Annotated in this window: 16 protein-coding genes and 1 pseudogene; all 17 read left to right on the top strand. The window is 61.0% G+C overall.

Going from position 1 to position 21,091, the window contains the following annotated elements; genetic code table 11:
* Positions 1–63 precede the first annotated feature (63 nt).
* The 17 genes and pseudogenes from LAB08_RS01625 (at position 64) to LAB08_RS01705 (ending at position 21,024) form a co-directional block, all read left to right on the top strand.
* A complete protein-coding gene (locus LAB08_RS01625) occupies positions 64–1,032 on the top strand; it encodes an ABC transporter substrate-binding protein (RefSeq protein WP_096513835.1) in 969 nt (322 codons plus the stop codon).
* Positions 1,033–1,102: 70 nt separating this feature from the next.
* Positions 1,103–1,954: an ABC transporter permease gene (locus LAB08_RS01630; RefSeq protein ID WP_096513834.1), complete on the top strand. Its 852-nt coding sequence runs from the start codon at positions 1,103–1,105 to the stop codon at positions 1,952–1,954.
* Positions 1,951–2,781, top strand: coding sequence for a quaternary amine ABC transporter ATP-binding protein (locus LAB08_RS01635; protein WP_096513833.1), 831 nt, complete (start codon positions 1,951–1,953; stop codon positions 2,779–2,781). The genes LAB08_RS01630 and LAB08_RS01635 overlap by 4 nt, the downstream gene beginning before the upstream one ends.
* A gap of 169 nt (positions 2,782–2,950) precedes the next feature.
* The gene (hutH, locus tag LAB08_RS01640; protein WP_096513832.1) at positions 2,951–4,474 is read left to right on the top strand and encodes a histidine ammonia-lyase; all 1,524 of its coding nucleotides are present in this window, start codon (positions 2,951–2,953) and stop codon (positions 4,472–4,474) included.
* A 119-nt stretch (positions 4,475–4,593) separates the two neighbouring features.
* Positions 4,594–6,126: a histidine ammonia-lyase gene (gene hutH, locus LAB08_RS01645; protein WP_096513831.1), complete on the top strand. Its 1,533-nt coding sequence runs from the start codon at positions 4,594–4,596 to the stop codon at positions 6,124–6,126.
* Positions 6,127–6,245: 119 nt separating this feature from the next.
* Positions 6,246–7,655, top strand: a complete 1,410-nt coding sequence (locus LAB08_RS01650) for an amino acid permease (RefSeq protein ID WP_096513830.1) — start codon at positions 6,246–6,248, stop codon at positions 7,653–7,655.
* A 17-nt stretch (positions 7,656–7,672) separates the two neighbouring features.
* On the top strand, positions 7,673–8,878 hold the full coding sequence (gene hutI, locus LAB08_RS01655) for an imidazolonepropionase (protein ID WP_096513829.1): 1,206 nt from the start codon (positions 7,673–7,675) through the stop codon (positions 8,876–8,878).
* Between the two features lie 10 nt (positions 8,879–8,888).
* Positions 8,889–9,692 (top strand): N-formylglutamate deformylase, encoded by an 804-nt coding sequence (gene hutG / locus LAB08_RS01660; protein ID WP_096513828.1) that lies wholly within the window; start codon positions 8,889–8,891, stop codon positions 9,690–9,692.
* Positions 9,693–9,974: 282 nt separating this feature from the next.
* On the top strand, positions 9,975–10,922 hold the full coding sequence (locus LAB08_RS01665) for a choline ABC transporter substrate-binding protein (RefSeq protein ID WP_096515593.1): 948 nt from the start codon (positions 9,975–9,977) through the stop codon (positions 10,920–10,922).
* A gap of 148 nt (positions 10,923–11,070) precedes the next feature.
* Entirely contained in the window at positions 11,071–12,000 is a 930-nt protein-coding gene (locus LAB08_RS01670; protein WP_096513827.1) for an alpha/beta hydrolase, read from the top strand.
* 104 nt (positions 12,001–12,104) lie between these two features.
* A complete protein-coding gene (gene pip / locus LAB08_RS01675; protein WP_096513826.1) occupies positions 12,105–13,076 on the top strand; it encodes a prolyl aminopeptidase in 972 nt (323 codons plus the stop codon).
* The gene (gene dtd, locus LAB08_RS01680) at positions 13,073–13,510 is read left to right on the top strand and encodes a D-aminoacyl-tRNA deacylase (RefSeq protein ID WP_034148582.1); all 438 of its coding nucleotides are present in this window, start codon (positions 13,073–13,075) and stop codon (positions 13,508–13,510) included. Before pip ends, dtd begins: the two co-directional genes overlap by 4 nt.
* A gap of 321 nt (positions 13,511–13,831) precedes the next feature.
* Positions 13,832–15,646, top strand: coding sequence for a glucan biosynthesis protein G (locus LAB08_RS01685; RefSeq protein WP_096515591.1), 1,815 nt, complete (start codon positions 13,832–13,834; stop codon positions 15,644–15,646).
* A pseudogene (gene mdoH, locus LAB08_RS01690) lies at positions 15,639–18,283 on the top strand (glucans biosynthesis glucosyltransferase MdoH). Before LAB08_RS01685 ends, mdoH begins: the two are co-directional and overlap by 8 nt.
* A gap of 119 nt (positions 18,284–18,402) precedes the next feature.
* Positions 18,403–19,200 carry a transporter substrate-binding domain-containing protein gene (locus LAB08_RS01695; protein WP_096513824.1) on the top strand — a complete coding sequence of 266 codons (798 nt, stop codon included), beginning with the start codon at positions 18,403–18,405 and terminating at the stop codon, positions 19,198–19,200.
* Positions 19,201–19,337: 137 nt separating this feature from the next.
* On the top strand, positions 19,338–20,297 hold the full coding sequence (locus LAB08_RS01700; RefSeq protein ID WP_096513823.1) for an amino acid ABC transporter permease: 960 nt from the start codon (positions 19,338–19,340) through the stop codon (positions 20,295–20,297).
* On the top strand, positions 20,290–21,024 hold the full coding sequence (locus LAB08_RS01705) for an amino acid ABC transporter ATP-binding protein (RefSeq protein WP_096513822.1): 735 nt from the start codon (positions 20,290–20,292) through the stop codon (positions 21,022–21,024). Before LAB08_RS01700 ends, LAB08_RS01705 begins: the two co-directional genes overlap by 8 nt.
* Positions 21,025–21,091 lie beyond the last annotated feature (67 nt).

The raw sequence follows: 21,091 nt of genomic DNA on the forward strand, positions 1-21,091 counted from the left end.
GTGGACAGGGCAGGATGCCTCTTGACTGCCGTAAGCCAATTCATGATTAGGAGCGTCACAATAATGAAATCGAACAAGACCCTGCTGACCACATTGCTTTCCATGGGCCTGCTGGCCAGCGCCGGCGCCACTCAGGCGGCGGGTTGGTGCGAGTCGGGTAAACCGGTGAAGTTCGCCGGCCTGAACTGGGAAAGCGCCATGCTGCTGACCGACGTGCTGCAAGTCGTGTTGGAGAAAGGCTACGACTGCAAGACCGACAGCCTGCCAGGCAACTCCATCACCATGGAGAACGCCCTGAGCAGCAACGACATCCAGGTGTTTGCCGAAGAGTGGGTCGGCCGCAGCGAGGTCTGGAACAAGGCTGAGAAGGCCGGCAAGGTCGTTGGTGTCGGCGCTCCGGTGGTCGGTGCCGTCGAAGGCTGGTACGTGCCGCGCTACGTGATCGAAGGCGACGCCAAGCGTAAGCTGGAACCCAAGGCGCCTGACCTGAAAAACATTGCTGACCTGGGCAAGTACTCGGCGATTTTCAAGGACGCCGAAGAGCCTTCCAAGGGCCGTTTCTACAACTGCCCGGCGGGTTGGACCTGTGAGCTCGATAATAGCGAAATGCTGAAGAGCTACGGCCTGGAAAGCACCTACACCAACTTCCGTCCGGGCACCGGTCCGGCACTGGATGCCGCCGTCCTCTCGAGCTACAAGCGTGGCGAGCCGATCCTGTTCTACTACTGGTCGCCAACACCGCTGATGGGTCAGGTCGACGTGGTGAAACTCGAAGAGAAACCAGGCGTGGATAAGACCGTGACCATCAAGGTCGGCCTGTCCAAGACTTTCCACGAAGAGGCCCCGGAGCTGGTGGCCGTGCTGGAAAAGGTCAACCTGCCGATCGACCTGCTGAACCAGAACCTGGGCCGGATGACCAAAGAGCGGATCGAGTCGCCAAAACTGGCCAAGATCTTCCTGAAGGAACATCCTGAAGTCTGGCACGCATGGGTGAGCGACGACGCAGCCAAGAAAATCGACGCGGCCTTGTAGGTTGGGCCTCTCCGGCTGCCGGTGGCGGCAGTCGGATGCTTGATCGCAACCCCTTGATTGAGAGTCTCTTATGTTTCCCGAAAGCTTTACCTTTTCCATCGCCGACTGGGTCAACAGTTGGGTCGATTCGCTGGTCACCAACTACGGCGACGTGTTCCGGCACATCTCCGACACCCTGTTGTGGGCCATCGTCAATCTTGAAGGGCTGCTGCGCGCGGCGCCCTGGTGGCTGATGCTGGCCATCGTGGCCGGCGTGGCCTGGCACGCGACACGTAAAGTGGTGACCACGGCGGTCATCGTCGGTTTGCTGTTCCTGGTGGGTGCGGTCGGCCTCTGGGACAAGCTGATGCAGACCCTGGCGCTGATGATGGTGGCGACAGTCATCTCGGTGCTGATCGGCATTCCGCTGGGCATTCTCTCGGCGCGCAGCAATCGCTTGCGTTCGGTGCTGATGCCGCTGCTGGACATCATGCAGACCATGCCGAGCTTCGTGTACCTGATCCCGGTGCTGATGCTGTTCGGCCTGGGCAAGGTCCCGGCGATTTTCGCCACCGTGATCTACGCCGCGCCACCGCTGATCCGCCTGACCGACCTGGGTATTCGCCAGGTTGACGGTGAAGTGATGGAAGCGATCAACGCCTTCGGTGCCAACCGCTGGCAGCAACTGTTCGGCGTGCAACTGCCGCTGGCCCTGCCGAGCATCATGGCCGGGATCAACCAGACCACCATGATGGCCCTGTCGATGGTAGTGATTGCCTCGATGATCGGTGCCCGTGGCCTGGGTGAAGACGTGTTGGTGGGGATTCAGACCCTCAACGTCGGACGCGGCCTGGAAGCCGGTCTGGCGATCGTGATTCTGGCAGTGGTGATCGACCGCATTACACAAGCGTACGGTCGCGCACGGCATGAGGTGAGCAAATGAGCAACCAAGCCATCAGCAAAATCGAAGTCAAAAACGTCTTCAAGATTTTCGGTAGCCGTTCCAAAGACGCGCTGGAAATGATTCGCCAGAAAAAGACCAAGGACCAGGTGCTGGCCGAAACCGGCTGCGTGGTCGGCGTCAACGACCTGTCGTTGAGCATTGGGAGCGGTGAGATCTTCGTGATCATGGGTCTGTCGGGTTCCGGCAAGTCGACTCTGGTGCGTCACTTCAATCGCCTGATCGATCCGACCAGCGGCGCGATCCTGGTGGACGGCGTGGACATCCTGCAATACGACATGGAAGCCCTGCGCGAATTTCGTCGGCGCAAGATCAGCATGGTGTTCCAGAGCTTCGGCCTGCTGCCCCACAAGACCGTGGTGGATAACGTCGCCTACGGCTTGAAAGTGCGCGGCGAGAGCAAGCAGATGTGCACCGAGCGTGCGCTGCACTGGATCAACACCGTGGGCCTCAAGGGCTACGAAAATAAATACCCGCACCAGCTCTCCGGCGGCATGCGTCAACGTGTGGGCCTGGCCCGTGCCTTGGCGGCGGACACCGACATCATCCTGATGGACGAAGCGTTCAGTGCCCTCGACCCGCTGATCCGCGCCGAGATGCAGGACCAGTTGCTGGAGCTGCAAAAGACCCTGCACAAGACCATCGTCTTCATCACCCACGACCTCGACGAGGCCGTGCGCATCGGCAACCGCATCGCGATCCTCAAGGATGGCCGCCTGATCCAGGTCGGCACGCCGAAAGAGATCCTGCACTCGCCGGCGGATGAGTATGTCGACCGGTTCGTGCAGCGGCGGGCGGCGGTGGTTTAAGCGATTTGCGGCGTTTGTGCCGGCCCTATCGCGGGCAAGCCCGCTCCCACAGGGATTAGCGTTGTTACACAAATTGTGTGCACACCCAAAGACCACTGTGGGAGCTGGCTTGCCAGCGAAGGCGGCGGTGAAGCCGCATCAATATTCAGGATGTACGTTGAGGTTGAAGATGTCCCAGGCTGAAAAAATCGTTATCGCCGATGCCCCGTTGCGTTGGCAGGATGTGGTTGCGGTCGCCCGCCATGGCGCACAGCTGGAGCTGTCGGCGCAGACCTGGGCACGCATCGAAAATGCCCAGGCGATTGTCCAGCGCATCGTCATCAGCGGCGAACGCGCCTATGGCGTCAACACCGGCCTGGGCGGTTTGTCCAACGTCTCACTCAAAGACGAACAACTCAGCCAACTGTCGCGCAATACCCTGCTCAGTCACGCCTGCGGCGTCGGCCCGGTGTTGGCCGATGAACAGACCCGCGCCATCATGTGTGCGGCTATCCGCAATTACAGCCATGGCAAATCCGGCATTCATCGCCAAGTGGTCGACGCCTTGCTGGCGCTGCTTAACCGTGGCATCACCCCGCAAGTGCCGTCCCAGGGGTCGGTCGGTTACCTGACCCACATGGCCCACATCGGTATCGCGCTGCTGGGTGTCGGCAATGTCAGCTATCGCGGGCAGATCGTCTCGGCACAACAGGCATTGGCCGAAGAAGGCCTGCAACCGGTTCAACTCGGCGCCAAGGACGGTCTGTGCCTGGTCAACGGTACGCCGTGCATGTCCGGCCTCAGCTGCCTGGCGATTGCCGATGCCACGCGCCTGCTGCAATGGGCCGACGTGATCAGCGCCATGAGCTTCGAGGCCCAGCGTGGCCAGATCGCCGCGTTCGACGCCGAGATCATCGCGCTCAAGCCGCATCCGGGCATGCAACAGGTCGGGATCAACCTGCGGGCGCTGCTCGATGGCAGTGAAGTGATCGCGCAGAGCAAAGGCATTCGTACTCAGGATGCGCTGAGTATCCGTTCGATTCCCCAGGTGCACGGCGCGGCTCGCGATCAGCTCGATCATGCGATCAAGCAGATTGAAACCGAACTCAACGGCTGCACCGACAACCCGCTGCTGCTGGGCACGCCGGACAACTTCCGCGTCATGTCCCAGGCCAATCCGCACGGTCAGTCGGTAGCACTGGCGGCGGACCTGCTGGCCATCGCCATGGCGGAAATCGGCTCCATCGCCGAACGACGCCTGGACCGATTGATCAACCCGCACGTCAGCGGTCTGCCGGCGTTCCTGGTGGCCAACCCCGGGGTGAACTCCGGGATGATGATCGTGCAGTACGTCGCCGCTTCGTTGTGTGCGGAAAACCGCCAGTTGGCGCAACCGGCGGTGCTCGATAACTACGTCACCTCGGGTCTGCAGGAAGACCACCTGAGCATGGGCACCAACGCCGCGTTGAAGCTGCATCGCGCGCTGGAAAACTGCACGCAGATCCTCGCTATCGAGTACCTGTTGGCGGCCCAGGCGTTTGAATTCTTGAAAGAGCAGCGCTTCGGCGCCGGCACGGATGCCGCCTGGCGTCTGCTGCGTGAACGTGTACCGGCCTACGATCAGGATCGCTGGCTGGCACCGGACATCGCCGCGGCCGCGGGCGTTTTGAAAGACCGGGCCTTGCTGCAAAAAACCTTACCGAATCTGAACTGATTTCCATACAAAACCAGCGTGCCAAGGCGCCAGCCCTTTCAACAGAGAGGGAAGCGACGGACAACGGATATTTCCGGAGCGTCTGGTAGTTACCAACACACTCTCAAAAGGAGCATGAAATGACTGCGCTTAACCTGATTCCCGGCCAACTGACCCTTGCCCAACTGCGTGATGTCTATCAGCAGCCGGTGAAACTGACCCTCGACCACAGTGCTTCGGCCCAGATCGAAGCCAGCGTCGCGTGCGTAGAACAGATTCTCGTCGAAAACCGCACTGCTTATGGCATCAACACCGGTTTCGGTCTGCTGGCCTCGACCCGCATCGCCAGCGAAGACCTGGAAAACCTGCAGCGCTCGCTGGTGCTGTCCCACGCCGCCGGTGTCGGCCAGCCGATCAGCGACGAGCTGGTGCGGTTGATCATGGTGCTCAAGGTCAACAGCCTGAGCCGTGGTTTCTCCGGTATTCGCCGCGTAGTGATCGACGCGCTGATCGCCCTGATCAATGCCGAGGTTTACCCGCACATTCCACTGAAAGGCTCGGTGGGTGCTTCCGGTGACCTGGCGCCTTTGGCGCACATGTCGCTGGTGCTGCTGGGCGAAGGCAAGGCTCGCTACAAAGGCGAGTGGATGGAAGCCACCGAAGCGCTGAAAGTCGCTGGCCTGAAGCCGTTGACCCTGGCCGCGAAAGAAGGCCTGGCACTGCTCAACGGCACACAGGTGTCTACCGCTTTCGCCCTGCGCGGTCTGTTCGAAGGTGAAGACCTGTTCGCCGGCGCCCTGGCCCTGGGTGGCCTGACCGTTGAAGCCGTGCTGGGCTCGCGCTCGCCGTTCGACGCCCGTATCCACGCGGCTCGTGGCCAGAAAGGCCAGATCGACGCCGCCGCCGCTTACCGCGATCTGCTGGGTGAGCGCAGTGAAGTCTCCGACTCCCACGAGAACTGCGAAAAGGTCCAGGACCCGTACTCCCTGCGCTGCCAGCCGCAAGTCATGGGCGCCTGCCTGACCCAGTTCCGCCAGGCTGCCGAAGTGCTGGCCATCGAAGCCAACGCCGTCTCCGACAACCCGCTGGTATTCGCCGCTGAAGGCGACGTGATTTCCGGCGGCAACTTCCACGCTGAACCCGTGGCCATGGCGGCTGACAACATGGCGCTGGCCATCGCTGAAATCGGCTCCCTGAGCGAGCGCCGCATCTCGCTGATGATGGACAAGCACATGTCGCAACTGCCGCCGTTCCTGGTGGCCAACGGTGGCGTGAACTCCGGTTTCATGATCGCCCAGGTGACCGCGGCCGCTCTGGCCAGCGAAAACAAGGCGCTGTCTCATCCGCATTCGGTGGACAGTCTGCCAACGTCGGCGAACCAGGAAGACCACGTGTCCATGGCGCCGGCTGCCGGCAAGCGTCTGTGGGAAATGGCCGAGAACACCCGTGGCATTCTCGCGGTGGAATGGCTGGCGGCGGCCCAGGGCCTGGATCTGCGTGACGGTCTGAAGACCTCGCCGAAGCTGGAAAAGGCTCGGGCGATCCTGCGTAACGAAGTGCCTTTCTATGAGAAAGACCGTTTCTTTGCGCCGGACATCAACGCAGCGAGCGAGTTGTTGGCTTCGCGTTGCCTGAATGAGCTGGTGACGGCGAAGTTGCTGCCTAGCCTGTAAGGGCCCCTTCGCGAGCAGGCTCGCTCCCACATTGGATCTTCAGTATTCATCCAATCCCTGTGGGAGCGAGCCTGCTCGCGAATCGATTTCGCGTCGATAAGAATAATTAAGGACGAGCAATGCAAGCGCAAACAAAAGGGCTCAAACGCGGGCTTTCTGCCCGACATATTCGCTTCATGGCACTGGGGTCGGCGATCGGCACCGGGCTGTTTTACGGTTCTGCCTCGGCCATTCAAATGGCCGGTCCTGCGGTCCTGCTCGCTTACCTGATCGGCGGTGCAGCGGTGTTCATGGTCATGCGCGCCCTCGGCGAGATGGCTGTGCATAACCCGGTGGCCGGCTCATTCGGCCAATACGCCAGCACTTATCTGGGACCGATGGCAGGCTTTATCCTCGGCTGGACCTATGCGTTTGAAATGGTCATCGTCGGTATGGCCGATGTGACCGCGTTCGGCATTTACATGGGCTTCTGGTTTCCGGAGGTCTCCCGCTGGATCTGGGTGCTGGGCATCGTTTCCGTGGTGGGTGGCTTGAACCTGTGCAACGTCAAGGTTTTCGGTGAAATGGAGTTCTGGTTGTCGCTGCTCAAGGTCGGGGCCATCGTGGCGATGATTCTTGGCGGCTTCGGCATCATGTTGTTTGGTATCAGCACCGCCCCCGGCGCCCAGGCCACCGATATCAGCAACCTCTGGTCCCAGGGCGGCTTCATGCCCAATGGCGTGGGCGGCTTGATCGCTTCGTTTGCGGTGGTGATGTTCGCCTTTGGCGGCATTGAAATCATCGGCGTTACGGCCGGTGAAGCCAAGGATCCGCAGCATGTGCTGCCCCGGGCGATCAACGCCGTACCGATGCGTATCCTGCTGTTCTACGTGCTGACGATGCTGGTGCTGATGTCGATCTTCCCGTGGCAGCAGATCGGCAGCCAAGGCAGCCCGTTCGTGCAGATTTTTGACAATCTGGGGATCAGTTCGGCGGCAACCATCCTCAATATCGTGGTGATCTCGGCGGCAGTGTCGGCCATCAACAGTGACATCTTCGGCGCGGGCCGCATGATGTATGGCCTGGCTCAGCAGGGACACGCACCCAAAGGCTTCGCCCGCTTGTCGCGCAACGGCGTGCCGTGGCTGACCGTCGTGGTGATGAGCGGTGCACTGCTGCTGGGCGTGTTGCTCAACTACCTGATTCCGGAAAACGTCTTTTTGCTGATCGCCTCCATCGCAACCTTCGCCACGGTGTGGGTCTGGCTGATGATTCTGGTGACCCAGGTGGCCATGCGTCGCTCCATGAGTGCCGAGCAGGTCAAACAATTGAAATTCCCGGTGCCGTTCTGGCCCTATGCGCCGATGGCGGCGATTGCCTTCATGCTGTTCATCTTCGGCGTGCTGGGTTATTTCCCGGACACCCAGGCGGCTCTGATCGTTGGCGTGGTCTGGATTGCATTGCTGGTGCTGGCCTACCTGACGTGGGTGAAACCGGCGGCAGGCAAGGCGGTGCCGGTAGAGCAGGAACCTTCTTTTTCTCATCGATAACCTAACGGAGGCCACGGATGAAAACGCTCTGGCAACACTGTCACGTCGCAACCATGGCGCAAGGCGTCTACTCGGTCATCGAGGATGCGGCCATCGTGACGTCCGGTGCGCACATTGAGTGGGTCGGCCCGCGCAGTGAGCTGCCGTCCGGCGAATACCCGGCAGTCAATGATTTGAACGGGGCCTGGGTCACACCGGGCCTGATCGACTGCCACACCCACACAGTGTTTGGCGGCAACCGCAGCGGTGAGTTCGAGCAGCGCCTGCAAGGTGTCAGCTACGCCGAAATTGCCGCCAGCGGCGGCGGCATTGCCAGTACCGTGCGCGCCACCCGCTCCGCGACCGAAGACGAATTGTTCGCCAGCGCCGCCAAGCGTCTGAAAAGCCTGATGCGTGACGGTGTCACCAGCATCGAAATCAAGTCCGGCTACGGTCTCGACCTGGCCAACGAACGCAAGATGCTGCGGGTTGCCCGTCGCCTCGGCGCGGAACTGCCGATCAGCGTGCGCAGCACCTGCCTGGCCGCTCATGCCCTGCCGCCGGAATACAAGGATCGCGCCGACGACTACATCGATCACATCTGCGCCGAAATGCTTCCGGCCCTGGCCGCCGAGGGGCTGGTGGATGCGGTTGATGCGTTCTGCGAATACCTGGCGTTTTCCCCGGCGCAAGTCGAGCGAGTGTTTATCACCGCACAGAAACTTGGCTTGCCGGTGAAGCTGCACGCCGAGCAGTTGTCGTCCCTGCACGGTTCCAGCCTCGCGGCGCGTTACCATGCGCTGTCCGCCGATCATCTGGAATTCATGACCGAAGAAGACGCCATTGCCATGGCCGCGTCCGGCACCGTCGCCGTGTTGCTGCCTGGCGCCTTTTATTTCCTGCGTGAAACCCAATTGCCGCCGATGGAAGCCCTGCGCAAGCACGGCGTGAAAATCGCCATCGCCAGCGACCTCAACCCCGGCACCTCGCCGGGGCTGTCGCTGCGCCTGATGCTGAACATGGCCTGCACCTGTTTCCGCATGACCCCGGAAGAAGCCCTGGCGGGCGCGACGATTCATGCGGCTACGGCGCTGGGCATGGCCGACACCCACGGTTCGATCGAGGCAGGCAAGGTCGCGGATTTCGTCGCCTGGCAAATCGATCGTCCGGCCGACCTGTCGTACTGGCTGGGCGGTGATCTGGAAAAACGCGTCGTGCGTCACGGCGTTGAAACGAGCCTGTAGGAGAGCAGTTGTGGATAAGGTTCTGAACTTCAAACAAGGCCGCGTGCCGCTGCTGATCAGCATGCCCCACGCCGGTGTGCGCCTGACCCCGGCGGTCGAAGCCGGATTGATCCCCCAGGCGAAGAGCCTGCCGGATACCGACTGGCACATCCCGCAGCTTTACGACTTCGCCGCCGAGCTGGGGGCCAGCACCCTGGCCGCCGAGTATTCGCGGTTCGTCATTGACCTGAACCGTCCGTCTGACGACAAACCTTTGTACGTGGGCGCCACCACGGGCCTGTATCCGGCGACGCTGTTCGACGGCGTGCCGTTGTTCCGCGAAGGGCTGGAGCCTTCGAAAGAAGAACGCGCGACGTATCTGGAGCAGATCTGGACGCCGTACCACAGCACCCTGCAGCAGGAACTGGCGCGACTCAAGGCCGAGTTCGGCTATGCGCTGCTGTTCGACGCGCATTCGATTCGCTCGCTGATCCCGCACCTGTTCGACGGCAAACTGCCGGACTTCAACCTCGGCACCTTCAACGGTGCCAGTTGCGATCCGCAGCTGGCTTCGCAGCTGGAAGCGATCTGCGCCGGGCACCCGGACTACAGCCATGTGCTGAACGGGCGCTTCAAGGGCGGGCACATCACCCGTCATTACGGCAATCCGGCGCAAAACATTCATGCGGTGCAACTGGAGCTGGGCCAGTGCACGTACATGGAAGAGTTCGAGCCGTTCCGCTATCGGGCGGATCTGGCGGAGCCGACGCGGGTGGTCTTGAAGGAGCTGCTGCAAGGCTTGCTGGCCTGGGGCAAAAAGCACTACAACCGCTAGAACCTGGCGAATAACCCTGTGGGAGCGAGCCTGCTCGCGAAAGCTATGTATCGGTCAACATCTCAGTTGGCTGATATTGCGCCTTCGCGAGCAGGCTCGCTCCGACAGGTATTTTGTCTCGCCACAGATTCGTGTGCGTGCTGACAGTCGCCACCGTGCAAAACACGGTCGCCACAGGTCGCTTTTACCGCTCGTCTGCTGCGTAATGTTGCGCTCACGGTGCACAAAGACACCGGTCCGACAATAATCCGCTGCCGCACGAGAATGCTCCCTATGACAAGCATCAAAGGTTTGTTCATCCGCTGTCTCTCAATCCTCTGCGGTTCTGCTCTTCTGAGCACCAGTGTCCTGGCCGCTGACGACCCCTCCTGTAAAACCGTGCGCATGGGCGTGGTCAACTGGACCGACGTGATCGCCACCAGTGGCATGGCCGACGTACTGCTCAATGGCCTCGGTTACCAAAGCAAGCAAACCAGCGCCGTGCAGCAAATCATTTTCGCCGGCATTCGCGACAAGCGCCTGGACATCTTCCTCGGTTACTGGAAACCGGCGATGGACAAGAACATCGCACCGTTCCTGGCGGCCAATCAGGTCAAGGTCATGGACCAGCCAAGCCTGGCCGATGCCCAGGCGACCCTGGCGGTGCCTGATTACGTGGCGGCTGCCGGCCTGAAAACCTTCGCCGACATCGCCAGATTCAAGGATCAGCTCGGCGGCAAAATCTACGGCATCGAACCGGGCAGCGGCGCCAACACCACGATCAAGACCATGATCGAAACCAATCACTTCGGCCTGAAGGACTTCAAGCTGATCGAGTCCGGCGAGGCCGGCATGCTGGCGGCGGTGCAACGGGCCGTGAACCGCAAGGAGTTCGTGGTGTTCGTCGGCTGGACCCCGCACCCGATGAACATCAACATGAACATCGCCTACCTGACCGGCAGTGAAGACGTCTACGGGCCGAACGAAGGGGCGGCAACCGTTTCCTCCGTGACCGCGCCCGATTACGCCGAACGTTGCCCGAACGTTTATCGCCTGCTGGAAAACCTGACGTTCACCGCCGCCCAGGAAAGCCAGTTGATGGTGCCGATCATGGAGCGCCAGACGCCTCAGGATGTCGCCAGGAAATGGCTGCGCGAGCATCCGCAGGACTTGCAACGCTGGCTGGCGGGCGTGAGCAGTGTTGACGGCAAGGATGGCGTGGCCACGGTTCAGGCCAGTCTGAAAAACTGATGGCAACCGCAATACCTGTGGGAGCGAGCCTGCTCGCGAAGACGGTGTGTCAGGCAATATCAATCTTGGCTGATACGCCCTTTTCGCGAGCAGGCTCGCTCCCACAGGGTTAGGCCCAATATATCTTCCCTAAACGGGCACCAGGCTCATGGCTCCTTACCCTCTGTCTGTACAGATGCAGGCTTTTGTCGAGAAAACCGTCAGCTTCAACAGCACCGAAAGCAGCCTGGACGGATTGCGCCAGGCTTACAGCGAGATGTGCCGGGCATTTACCCCGCCACGACCCGTAGGGCTGTACGTGGTCGATTTCGAGTTGGCGGGGGTCCCCGTTCGCTCGTACCAGCCACCGGTTTTGCCCTCTGCCACAGGTGTGCCGTGCATCGTTTATATGCACGGCGGTGGTTGGGTGGTGGGAAACCTGGACTCGCACGACTTCATTTGCGCCGAACTGGCTTCGACACTCGGAGTGTTGGTGGTCGCGGTCGATTACCGCCTGGCGCCGGAGCATCCGTTTCCGGCCGCGCTCGATGACTGCCTGACTGTCTGGAGGGCATTGCGCACCGGACCGTTTCGGTTGGACCCCGAGCGCACGCTGGTGGTCGGTGACAGCGCCGGCGGCAATCTTGCCGCCGCCTTATGTCTGGCGCTGCGCGATTCCGGTGAGCCGGTGCCTGGCGCGCAGGTTCTGATTTATCCGGGGCTTGGTGGGGATCACCGGTTACCGTCGCGCAGCGAATGCGCTGACGCCCCGTTGCTCAGCAGCAGTGACCTGGACTGTTATCAGGCGTTGTATTTGCGCGCGACGGCAAAACCGGGCGCTTATGCGATGCCGTTGCTGGCCGGGAATTTCCGCGGATTGCCGCCGGCATGGATTGCCGTGGCGCAGTTCGACCCGCTGCGCGATGACGGCGTGCAGTATGCCGAGCGACTCAACGCCGCTGGCGTGGCATCGACACTGTATTACGGCGAAGGCTTGGTTCACGGTTGTTTACGGGCGCGGGGGCAGGCTGTCGAGGTCGATGCACTGTATGAAACCCTGCTCGGCTATCTGGCTGAAAAACTGGCGGCAAAACTCTGACTCTGCAAGGGCATGCTCATTCGCGTAATTCGGGTTTATGATGCCGGACGGCAGAATAATAGAAGTCCCCCCAGGGATGACCTCGACCCCTTACGGAGCGCGCAATGCAGACTTTGTACCCGCAGATCAAACCCCACGCCCGGCACGATCTGGCCGTCGACGAGACCCACACGCTGTATGTCGACGAAAGCGGTTCACCGGAAGGATTGCCGGTGGTGTTCATTCACGGCGGTCCCGGCGCCGGGTGCGATGCGGCGAGTCGCTGCTATTTCGATCCAAATCTGTACCGCATCGTGACCTTCGACCAGCGTGGTTGCGGTCGCTCCACCCCCCACGCCAGCCTGGAAAACAACACCACCTGGGATCTGGTCGCCGACCTCGAGCGAATCCGTGAGCACCTGGGCATCGACAAGTGGGTGTTGTTCGGTGGCTCCTGGGGCTCGACCCTGGCGCTCGCCTACGCGCAAACCCACCCCGAACGTGTGCACGGTCTGATCCTGCGTGGCATATTTCTCTGCCGCCCGCAGGAAATCGAGTGGTTCTACCAGGCCGGTGCCAGCCGTCTGTTTCCCGATTACTGGCAGGACTACATCGCGCCGATCCCGCAGGACGAGCGTGGCGATTTGCTCAGCGCATTCCACAAACGCCTGACCGGCAACGATCAGATCGCCCAGATGCACGCGGCCAAGGCCTGGTCCACCTGGGAAGGCCGGACCGCAACCCTGCGTCCGAACCCGCTGGTGGTCGATCGTTTCTCCGAGCCTCAGCGCGCGCTGTCCATCGCTCGCATCGAATGCCACTACTTCACCAACAACGCCTTCCTTGAACCTGACCAGTTGATCCGCGACATGGGCAAAATCGCCCATTTGCCCGGCGTGATCATCCATGGTCGCTATGACGTGATCTGCCCGCTGGATAACGCCTGGGAACTGCACCAGGCCTGGCCGAACAGCGAACTGCAAATAATCCGTGACGCGGGTCATGCCGCCGCCGAACCCGGGATTACCGATGCGTTGGTGCGTGCTGCCGATCGGATGGCACGACGTCTGCTCGACCTGGCCCCCGAAGAAGCATGAAGGGCCTGCTGCAACGGGTGCGTGGCGCGCGAGTCGAGGTAGCGGGGGAGGTCGTTGGCGCGGTCGACCAGGGGTTGCTGGTGCTGGTTGCCGTCGAGCCCGAGGACACTCGTGCCAGTGCCGACAAACTTCTCAATAAGCTGCTTAACTATCGAGTGTTCAGCGACGCTGAGGGCAAGATGAATTTGTCCCTGGCGGATGTGGGCGGCGGGTTGCTGCTGGTCTCGCAGTTCACCCTGGCCGCCGACACCAAGAGCGGGTTGCGCCCGAGTTTCTCGACCGCGGCCCCTCCGGCCCTGGGCGAAGAGCTTTTCGACTATCTATTAGGCAAAGCGAAACAGGTGCATGGCACTGTGGCATCAGGTAGATTCGGCGCGGATATGCAGGTGCACCTGGTCAATGATGGCCCGGTAACCTTCCTGTTACAGACCTGAAAGCGCTTGAAACATCTTTTTAAGCGCTTTTCGACTGAAAACAGGCGTTTTTCCCGATAAATACTTTGTTACCCCTGATGCGTTGTAACGCGGCCTACTAGATAATCGCGCGCTACGGGGATCAGCGTTCGTTGGTCCATTTTGACTTAGGTAGAGACTTGTCCTGGACCGTTTGGGGAATCATTTAGCCCCATCGGAGTCGGAACAATGCTCGCCAACTTGGCAAGAGTGGTCTGCAAGGCCGGTTTTTTCGCACCGGATACCGTACAGACCCTTCAACTGGCCGTTGGTTTTTTGATCTGTTTTCGGCGAGGGTTGCTCGTGATTGTTAGTCCCTGTAACGCACCAAAATTGTCTGCCAAACGGTTACGTAGCGCTCTTGTAGCGGGTTCGGCACTGCTCTGCCTGCTCAGCGCCGGCCAGCTTTGGGCATTCAATCTGGATGATGTATCGGCCAAGGCAAAAGAGCTGGCCGGTCAGAAGTACGAAGCGCCGCGCAGTAACCTGCCGACTGAATTCCGCGAAATGAAATTCGCCGACTATCAGAAAATTCGTTTCCTGACGGAAAAAGCCGAATGGGCGGACCAGAAGACCCCATTCAAGCTGTCGTTCTATCACCAGGGCATGCACTTCGATACGCCGGTGAAAATCAACGAAATCACCGCGAACACCGTCGAAGAGATCAAATACGACCCGAGTCGTTTCGATTTCGGCGACGTCAAGTTCGACCCGAAGGCCACTGAGCAACTGGGCTACGCCGGTTTCCGCGTGCTGTACCCGGTCAACAAGGCCGACAAGCAAGACGAAATCATGACCATGCTCGGCGCGAGCTACTTCCGCGTTGTCGGCAAGGGCCATGTCTACGGCTTGTCCGCTCGCGGCATGGCGATCGATACCGCCTTGCCGTCCGGCGAAGAATTCCCGCGTTTTCGCGAGTTCTGGATTCAACAGCCGAAACCGGGCGACAAGCACCTGGTGATCTTCGCGCTGCTGGATTCGCCACGGGCGACCGGTGCCTATCGCCTGACCCTGCGTCCGGGCAGCGATACCATTGTCGACGTCAAGGCGCAGATGTTCCTGCGTGACAAGGTCGGCAAACTGGGCATCGCGCCACTGACCAGCATGTACCTGTTCGGCGCCAACCAGCCGTCGAAAGTCCTCAACTACCGTCGTGAGCTGCACGATTCCAGCGGCCTGGCGATCCATGCCGGCAACGGCGAGTGGATCTGGCGTCCGCTGAACAACCCGAAACACCTGGCGGTGAGCAACTTCTCGGTCGAGAACCCGCGTGGCTTCGGCTTGCTGCAGCGTGGCCGCGACTTCAGCCACTACGAAGACCTCGACGACCGCTACGACAAGCGTCCAAGCGCCTGGATCGAACCGAAAGGCGACTGGGGCAAGGGCACCGTCGATCTGGTCGAGATTCCGACCGCCGACGAAACCAACGACAATATCGTGGCTTTCTGGAGCCCGGAAAAGATGCCGGAGCCGGGCCAGCCGCTGGACTTTGCCTATCGCATGCACTGGACCATGGACGAGGCGGCGCTGCACGCGCCGGACAGCGCCTGGGTCAGTCAGACCCTGAAATCCACCGGTGACGTCAAACAGTCCAACCTGATTCGTCAGCCGGACGGAAGCGTCGCCTATCTGGTGGACTTCGAAGGCCCATCCCTGGCGGCACTGCCACCGGAAGCGGACGTGCGCAGTCAGGTCAGCGTCGGCGAAAACGCCGAACTGGTCGAGAACAGCGTGCGCTACAACCCTGAAACCAAGGGCTGGCGCCTGACCCTGCGCATGAAGATCAAGGACGCGAGCAAGTCCACCGAGATGCGTGCTGCACTGGTGCAGAACATCGTGCCTGCCGATCTGGCCAAGACTTCGATCCCGGCGTCCACTTCTTCCGTTGCCAAGGCTGACAAGGTTGCCGCCAAGCAAGCCGAGAAAGCGGACAAGGAAGCGAAAGCCGCTGAAGCCAAGCAGGCTGAAGCCAAGCCAGTCGCAGATGCCAAGGACAAGGCGAACAACGACGCCAAGCAGCCTGCCGCTGCCAACGCCGCCCCAGCCACACCAGAATCGGCACCGACTGAAGAAGTCCTGACCGAGACCTGGAGCTATCAGTTGCCTGCCGATGAGTAATTCTCAAGTACAGCCAGAGACGCTTTCCGAGTATCTGGCACATCTGCCGATGACCGACCAGCAGCGCGCGGAACTCGCGGGCTGCAAGTCCTTCAGCGAATTGCATGAGCGTCTGTCGTCGAAGGCGTTCGACGCACCGACCGAAGCCGCCCAGGCTTCGGTCGGCAAGCGCCTGACCCTGAGCACCGCCGAAGAACTGCAGGACGCCGAAATGCTGGTGCTCGACGCCAGCGGTCGGGTCTGCCTGAAGGCGACCCCACCGATTCGTCGGACCAAAGTCGTGCCTGAACCGTGGCGCACCAACATCCTGGTGCGTGGCTGGCGGCGTCTGACCGGTCGCACCAATCCGCCGCAGCCGCCGAAAGACGAGAACGTGCTGCCGGCGGCGCGCTGGCGTACCGTTGGTTCGATCCGACGCTACATTCTGCTGGTGCTGATGCTCGGCCAGACCATCGTCGCCGGCTGGTACATGAAAGGCATCATGCCGTACCAGGGCTGGTCGTTCGTCGACCTCGAAGAAGTCCTGCATCAGCCGCTGCTGCAAACCGCCACCCAAGTGCTGCCGTATGCGCTGCAGACCAGCATCCTGATCCTGTTCGGGATTCTGTTCTGCTGGGTTTCGGCCGGTTTCTGGACCGCGCTGATGGGCTTCCTCGAGTTGCTCACCGGTCACGACAAATACCGCATTTCCGGTGCCAGCGCCGGCAACGAGCCGATTCCGAAAGACGCGCGCACCGCACTGGTGATGCCGATCTGCAACGAAGACGTGCCTCGGGTATTCGCCGGTCTGCGCGCGACGTTCGAGTCTGTTGCGGCCACGGGAGACCTGGACCGTTTCGACTTCTTCGTCCTCAGCGACAGTAACGATGCCGATATCTGTGTCGCCGAGCAGCAGGCCTGGCTGGATGTCTGCCGCGAAGCCGGTGGCTTCGGCAAGATCTTCTATCGCCGCCGCCGCCGTCGCGTAAAACGCAAGAGCGGCAACCTCGACGACTTCTGCCGTCGCTGGGGCGGTGACTACAAGTACATGGTCGTACTCGACGCCGACTCCGTGATGAGCGGCGAGTGCCTGACCAGCCTGGTGCGCCTGATGGAAGCCACGCCGGACGCCGGGATCATCCAGACCGCGCCACGTGCGTCGGGCATGGACACCCTGTATGCGCGCATGCAGCAGTTTGCGACCCGTGTATACGGTCCTCTGTTCACCGCCGGCCTGCACTTCTGGCAGTTGGGCGAATCGCACTACTGGGGCCACAACGCAATCATCCGCATGAAGCCGTTCATCGAGCACTGCGCCCTGGCGCCGTTGCCCGGTAAAGGCGCCTTCGCCGGTGCGATCCTGTCCCACGACTTCGTTGAAGCCGCATTGATGCGTCGTGCCGGTTGGGGCGTGTGGATTGCCTACGACTTGCCGGGCAGTTATGAAGAACTGCCGCCGAACCTGCTGGACGAACTCAAGCGTGACCGTCGCTGGTGCCACGGTAACCTGATGAACTTCCGCCTGTTCCTGGTCAAGGGCATGCACCCGGTGCACCGCGCGGTATTCCTGACCGGCGTGATGTCCTACCTGTCGGCGCCGCTGTGGTTCTTCTTCCTCGTGCTGTCGACGGCGCTTCTGGCGGTCAACACCTTGATGGAGCCGCAATACTTCCTCGAGCCGCGCCAGCTCTATCCGCTGTGGCCACAATGGCATCCGGACAAGGCGATTGCGCTGTTCTCGACCACCATCGTGCTGCTGTTCCTGCCGAAGCTGTTGAGCATCATCCTGATCTGGGCCAAGGGCGCGAAAGAGTTCGGTGGCAAGTTCAAGGTGACGTTGTCGATGCTGCTGGAGATGTTGTTCTCCATGCTGCTGGCGCCGGTGCGGATGATTTTCCACACCCGTTTCGTGCTCGCCGCGTTCCTCGGCTGGGCGGCGACCTGGAATTCGCCGCAGCGTGACGACGATTCCACGCCGTGGAGCGAGGCGGTCAAGCGCCATGGTCCGCAAACCGTGCTGGGCTTCTTCTGGGCCTTGCTGGTGATCTGGCTGAACCCGAGCTTCCTGTGGTGGCTGGTGCCGATCGTCGGTTCGTTGATGCTGTCGATTCCGGTGTCGGTGATTTCCAGCCGTGTCGGCCTGGGCCTCAAGTCCCGTGACGAGAGCCTGTTCCTGATTCCCGAGGAATACAATCCGCCACAGGCGTTGCTGGCGACCGACCAGTACACCCACGAAAACCGTTATCACGCGCTGAACGACGGCTTCGTCCGTTCGGTGGTCGATCCACAGCAGAATGCCCTGGCATGCTCGCTGGCGACCTCCCGTCACCGTCAGGCCGAGCCGATCGAATGGCTGCGGGTCGAGCGGGTACGGCACGCGATGAAAGTCGGACCGGAAGGCTTGAGCAACAACGAGCGCGTGCAACTGTTGAGCGACCCGGTCGCCTTGGCCCGCCTGCATGAGCAGGTCTGGAGCGAAGGCCACGCCGAGTGGCTGGGCGCATGGCGCAAGTCGGTCAAGGCCGACCCCCATGCACCGCTGCTGCCGCTCAAACCGTTGAGCGTCCAGGCGCAACTGGCCTGATGAAGAGCCCCGCTAGCCAGCGGGGCTTTTTTTTGCCTGATCGTTCCCAAACCCTTGTGCAAACGGGCGAGTAGTTTAGGATCCGTCCCCGAATTGGTGTGCCCGGATAATTTTTGTCCGTATTGGTGCGTTTCCTCCTGGGGAGCCGCCATTTTTGCGCGCCTCACAACGCAATGGTTTTGGGGACTTGAAGATGAAGAAGTATCTGTCGATGCTGCTGGTCGGCGTCACGGCATTGGTTGCAGTCGGCGCGGTGCAGGCCGGTGCCATCGATGACGCGGTCAAGCGCGGCACGTTGAAGGTCGGCATGGATCCGACCTACATGCCGTTCGAAATGACCAACAAGCGCGGCGAGATCATCGGTTTCGAAGTCGACATCCTCAAAGCCATGACCAAGGCCATGGGCGTCAAGCTGGAGCTGGTGTCCACCGGTTACGACGGCATCATCCCGGCCCTGCTGACCGACAAGTTCGACATGATCGGCAGCGGCATGACCCTGACCCAGGAGCGCAACCTGCGCCTGAACTTCAGCGAACCCTTCATCGTGGTCGGCCAGACCCTGCTGATCCGCAAGGATCTGGAAGGCACCATCAAGTCCTATAAAGACCTGAACACCGCCGACTACCGCATTACCTCCAAGCTCGGCACCACTGGCGAAATGGTCGCCAAAAAGTTGATCTCCAAAGCCAAGTACCACGGCTACGACAATGAGCAGGAAGCAGTGCTCGACGTGGTCAACGGCAAGGCTGACGCCTTCATCTACGACGCGCCCTACAACGTCGTGGCGCTGAATAAGGTCGGCAACGGCAAACTGGTATTCCTCGACAAGCCGTTCACCTACGAGCCGCTGGCCTTCGGTTTGAAGAAGGGTGACTACGACAGCATCAACTTCATCAACAACTTCCTGCACCAGATCCACGAAGACGGCACCTACGATCGCATCCATGACAAGTGGTTCAAGAGCTCCGAGTGGCTCAAGGACATGGAATAAGGCCCGGTCAGATAGACCGCGTCGCCCCATTCGCGAGCAGGCTCGCTCCCACAGTTGACCGCTTATCTCCTGTGGGAGCGAGCCTGCTCGCGAAGACGGCCTCCTTCGCGACACAGAATTCGGAACCCTCAGAGCAAATGAAACAGAAAAAAGCCCAATGGCCCTGGCACGTGCTGACTGTGCTGGTGCTGATCGGCCTGGCCGGCGCGTTGTATTACGCCACCTCGCTGATGTCCTACGAATGGCGCTGGAATCGTGTGCCGCAGTACTTCGCCTACCATGCCGAAGAGACCCAGCGCGCCGCTGACATCTCCACCGTCAGCGAACTGGTGCGCAAGGGCGACAAAGCTGAAGTCACCCTGCGCAACGACGCCGGTGATGAGCAACACCTGAGCGTCGACGACAATAGCCTGCAAGTCGCCCAGGGCGATGATGTGGCCGAAGGCGATGTCATCGGCGTGACCCGTCACTGGGCCGCCGGACCGCTGATGTGGGGGCTCTGGACCACCTTGTGGCTGTCCGTGGTATCCGGCGTTCTCGGGTTGCTGATCGGCCTCGCGACAGGCCTGTGCCGGCTGTCGAACAACCCGACCTTGCGCGACCTCTCGACCATTTACGTCGAACTGGTGCGCGGCACGCCGCTGCTGGTACAGATCTTCATTTTCTACTTCTTCATCGGTACGGTGATGAACCTGTCCCGGGAGTTCGCCGGGATCGCCGCGCTGTCGCTGTTCACCGGCGCCTACGTGGCGGAAATCATTCGTTCCGGCGTGCAGTCGATTGCCCGTGGCCAGAACGAAGCCGCGCGCTCACTGGGTTTGAGCGCCGGCCAGTCGATGCGTCACGTGGTCCTGCCGCAAGCGTTCAAGCGTGTGCTGCCGCCGTTGGCCGGTCAGTTCATCAGCCTGGTGAAAGACACGTCGCTGGTATCGGTCATCGCGATTACCGAATTGCTAAAAAGCGGTCGTGAAGTCATCACCACATCCTTTTCGCCGTTCGAAATCCTGTTCTGCGTGGCAGGCCTTTATTTGTTGATCAACCTGCCGCTGTCGAAAATCGCCGGCCGGCTTGAGCGGAGGCTCGCGCAAAGTGATTGAAGTCCGCGATCTGGTAAAAGTCTTCGACACCCGTGGCCAAGTGGTGCGTGCGGTGGATAACGTTTCCACTAACGTCGCCAAGGGCGAAGTACTGGTGGTGATCGGCCCGTCCGGCTCCGGTAAGTCGACCTTCCTGCGCTGCCTCAATGGCCTGGAAGAATTCGACTCCGGCTCGGTGAGCATCGACGGCCTGCAACTGGCCGACCCGAAAACCGACGTGAACGCCTATCGCCGCGAAGTCGGCATGGTGTTCCAGCATTTCAACCTGTTCCCGCACATGACCGTGCTGGAAAACCTGTGTCTGGCGCAGAAAGTCGTGCGCAAGCGCGGCAAGAAAGAGCGTGAAGCCAAGGCCATGGCGCTATTGGAAAAAGTCGGGATTGCGCAGAAGGCCCACGAGTTTCCGTCGCGCCTGTCTGGTGGCCAGCAACAGCGCGTGGCGATTGCCCGGGCGCTGGCGATGGAGCCGAAAGTCATGCTGTTCGACGAACCGACCTCGGCACTCGACCCGGAAATGGTCGGCGAGGTGCTGGACGTCATGAAAAACCTGGCCGTGGAAGGCATGACCATGGTCTGCGTGACCCATGAAATGGGCTTTGCGCGGGAAGTGGCGGATCGGGTGCTGTTCTTCGATCACGGCAAGTTGCTGGAGGATGCTTCGCCGGCGGAGTTCTTCGATGCGCCGAAAGATCCGCGGGCGCAGGCGTTTTTGCGCCAGGTTTTGTAGCTACAGCGTCTGTTGAACCGCCATCGCGAGCAGGCTCGCTCCCACAGTGGATCTGTGTACGACAGAA

Source organism: Pseudomonas izuensis (assembly GCF_002356535.2).
GTDB classification, from domain to species: domain Bacteria; phylum Pseudomonadota; class Gammaproteobacteria; order Pseudomonadales; family Pseudomonadaceae; genus Aquipseudomonas; species Aquipseudomonas izuensis.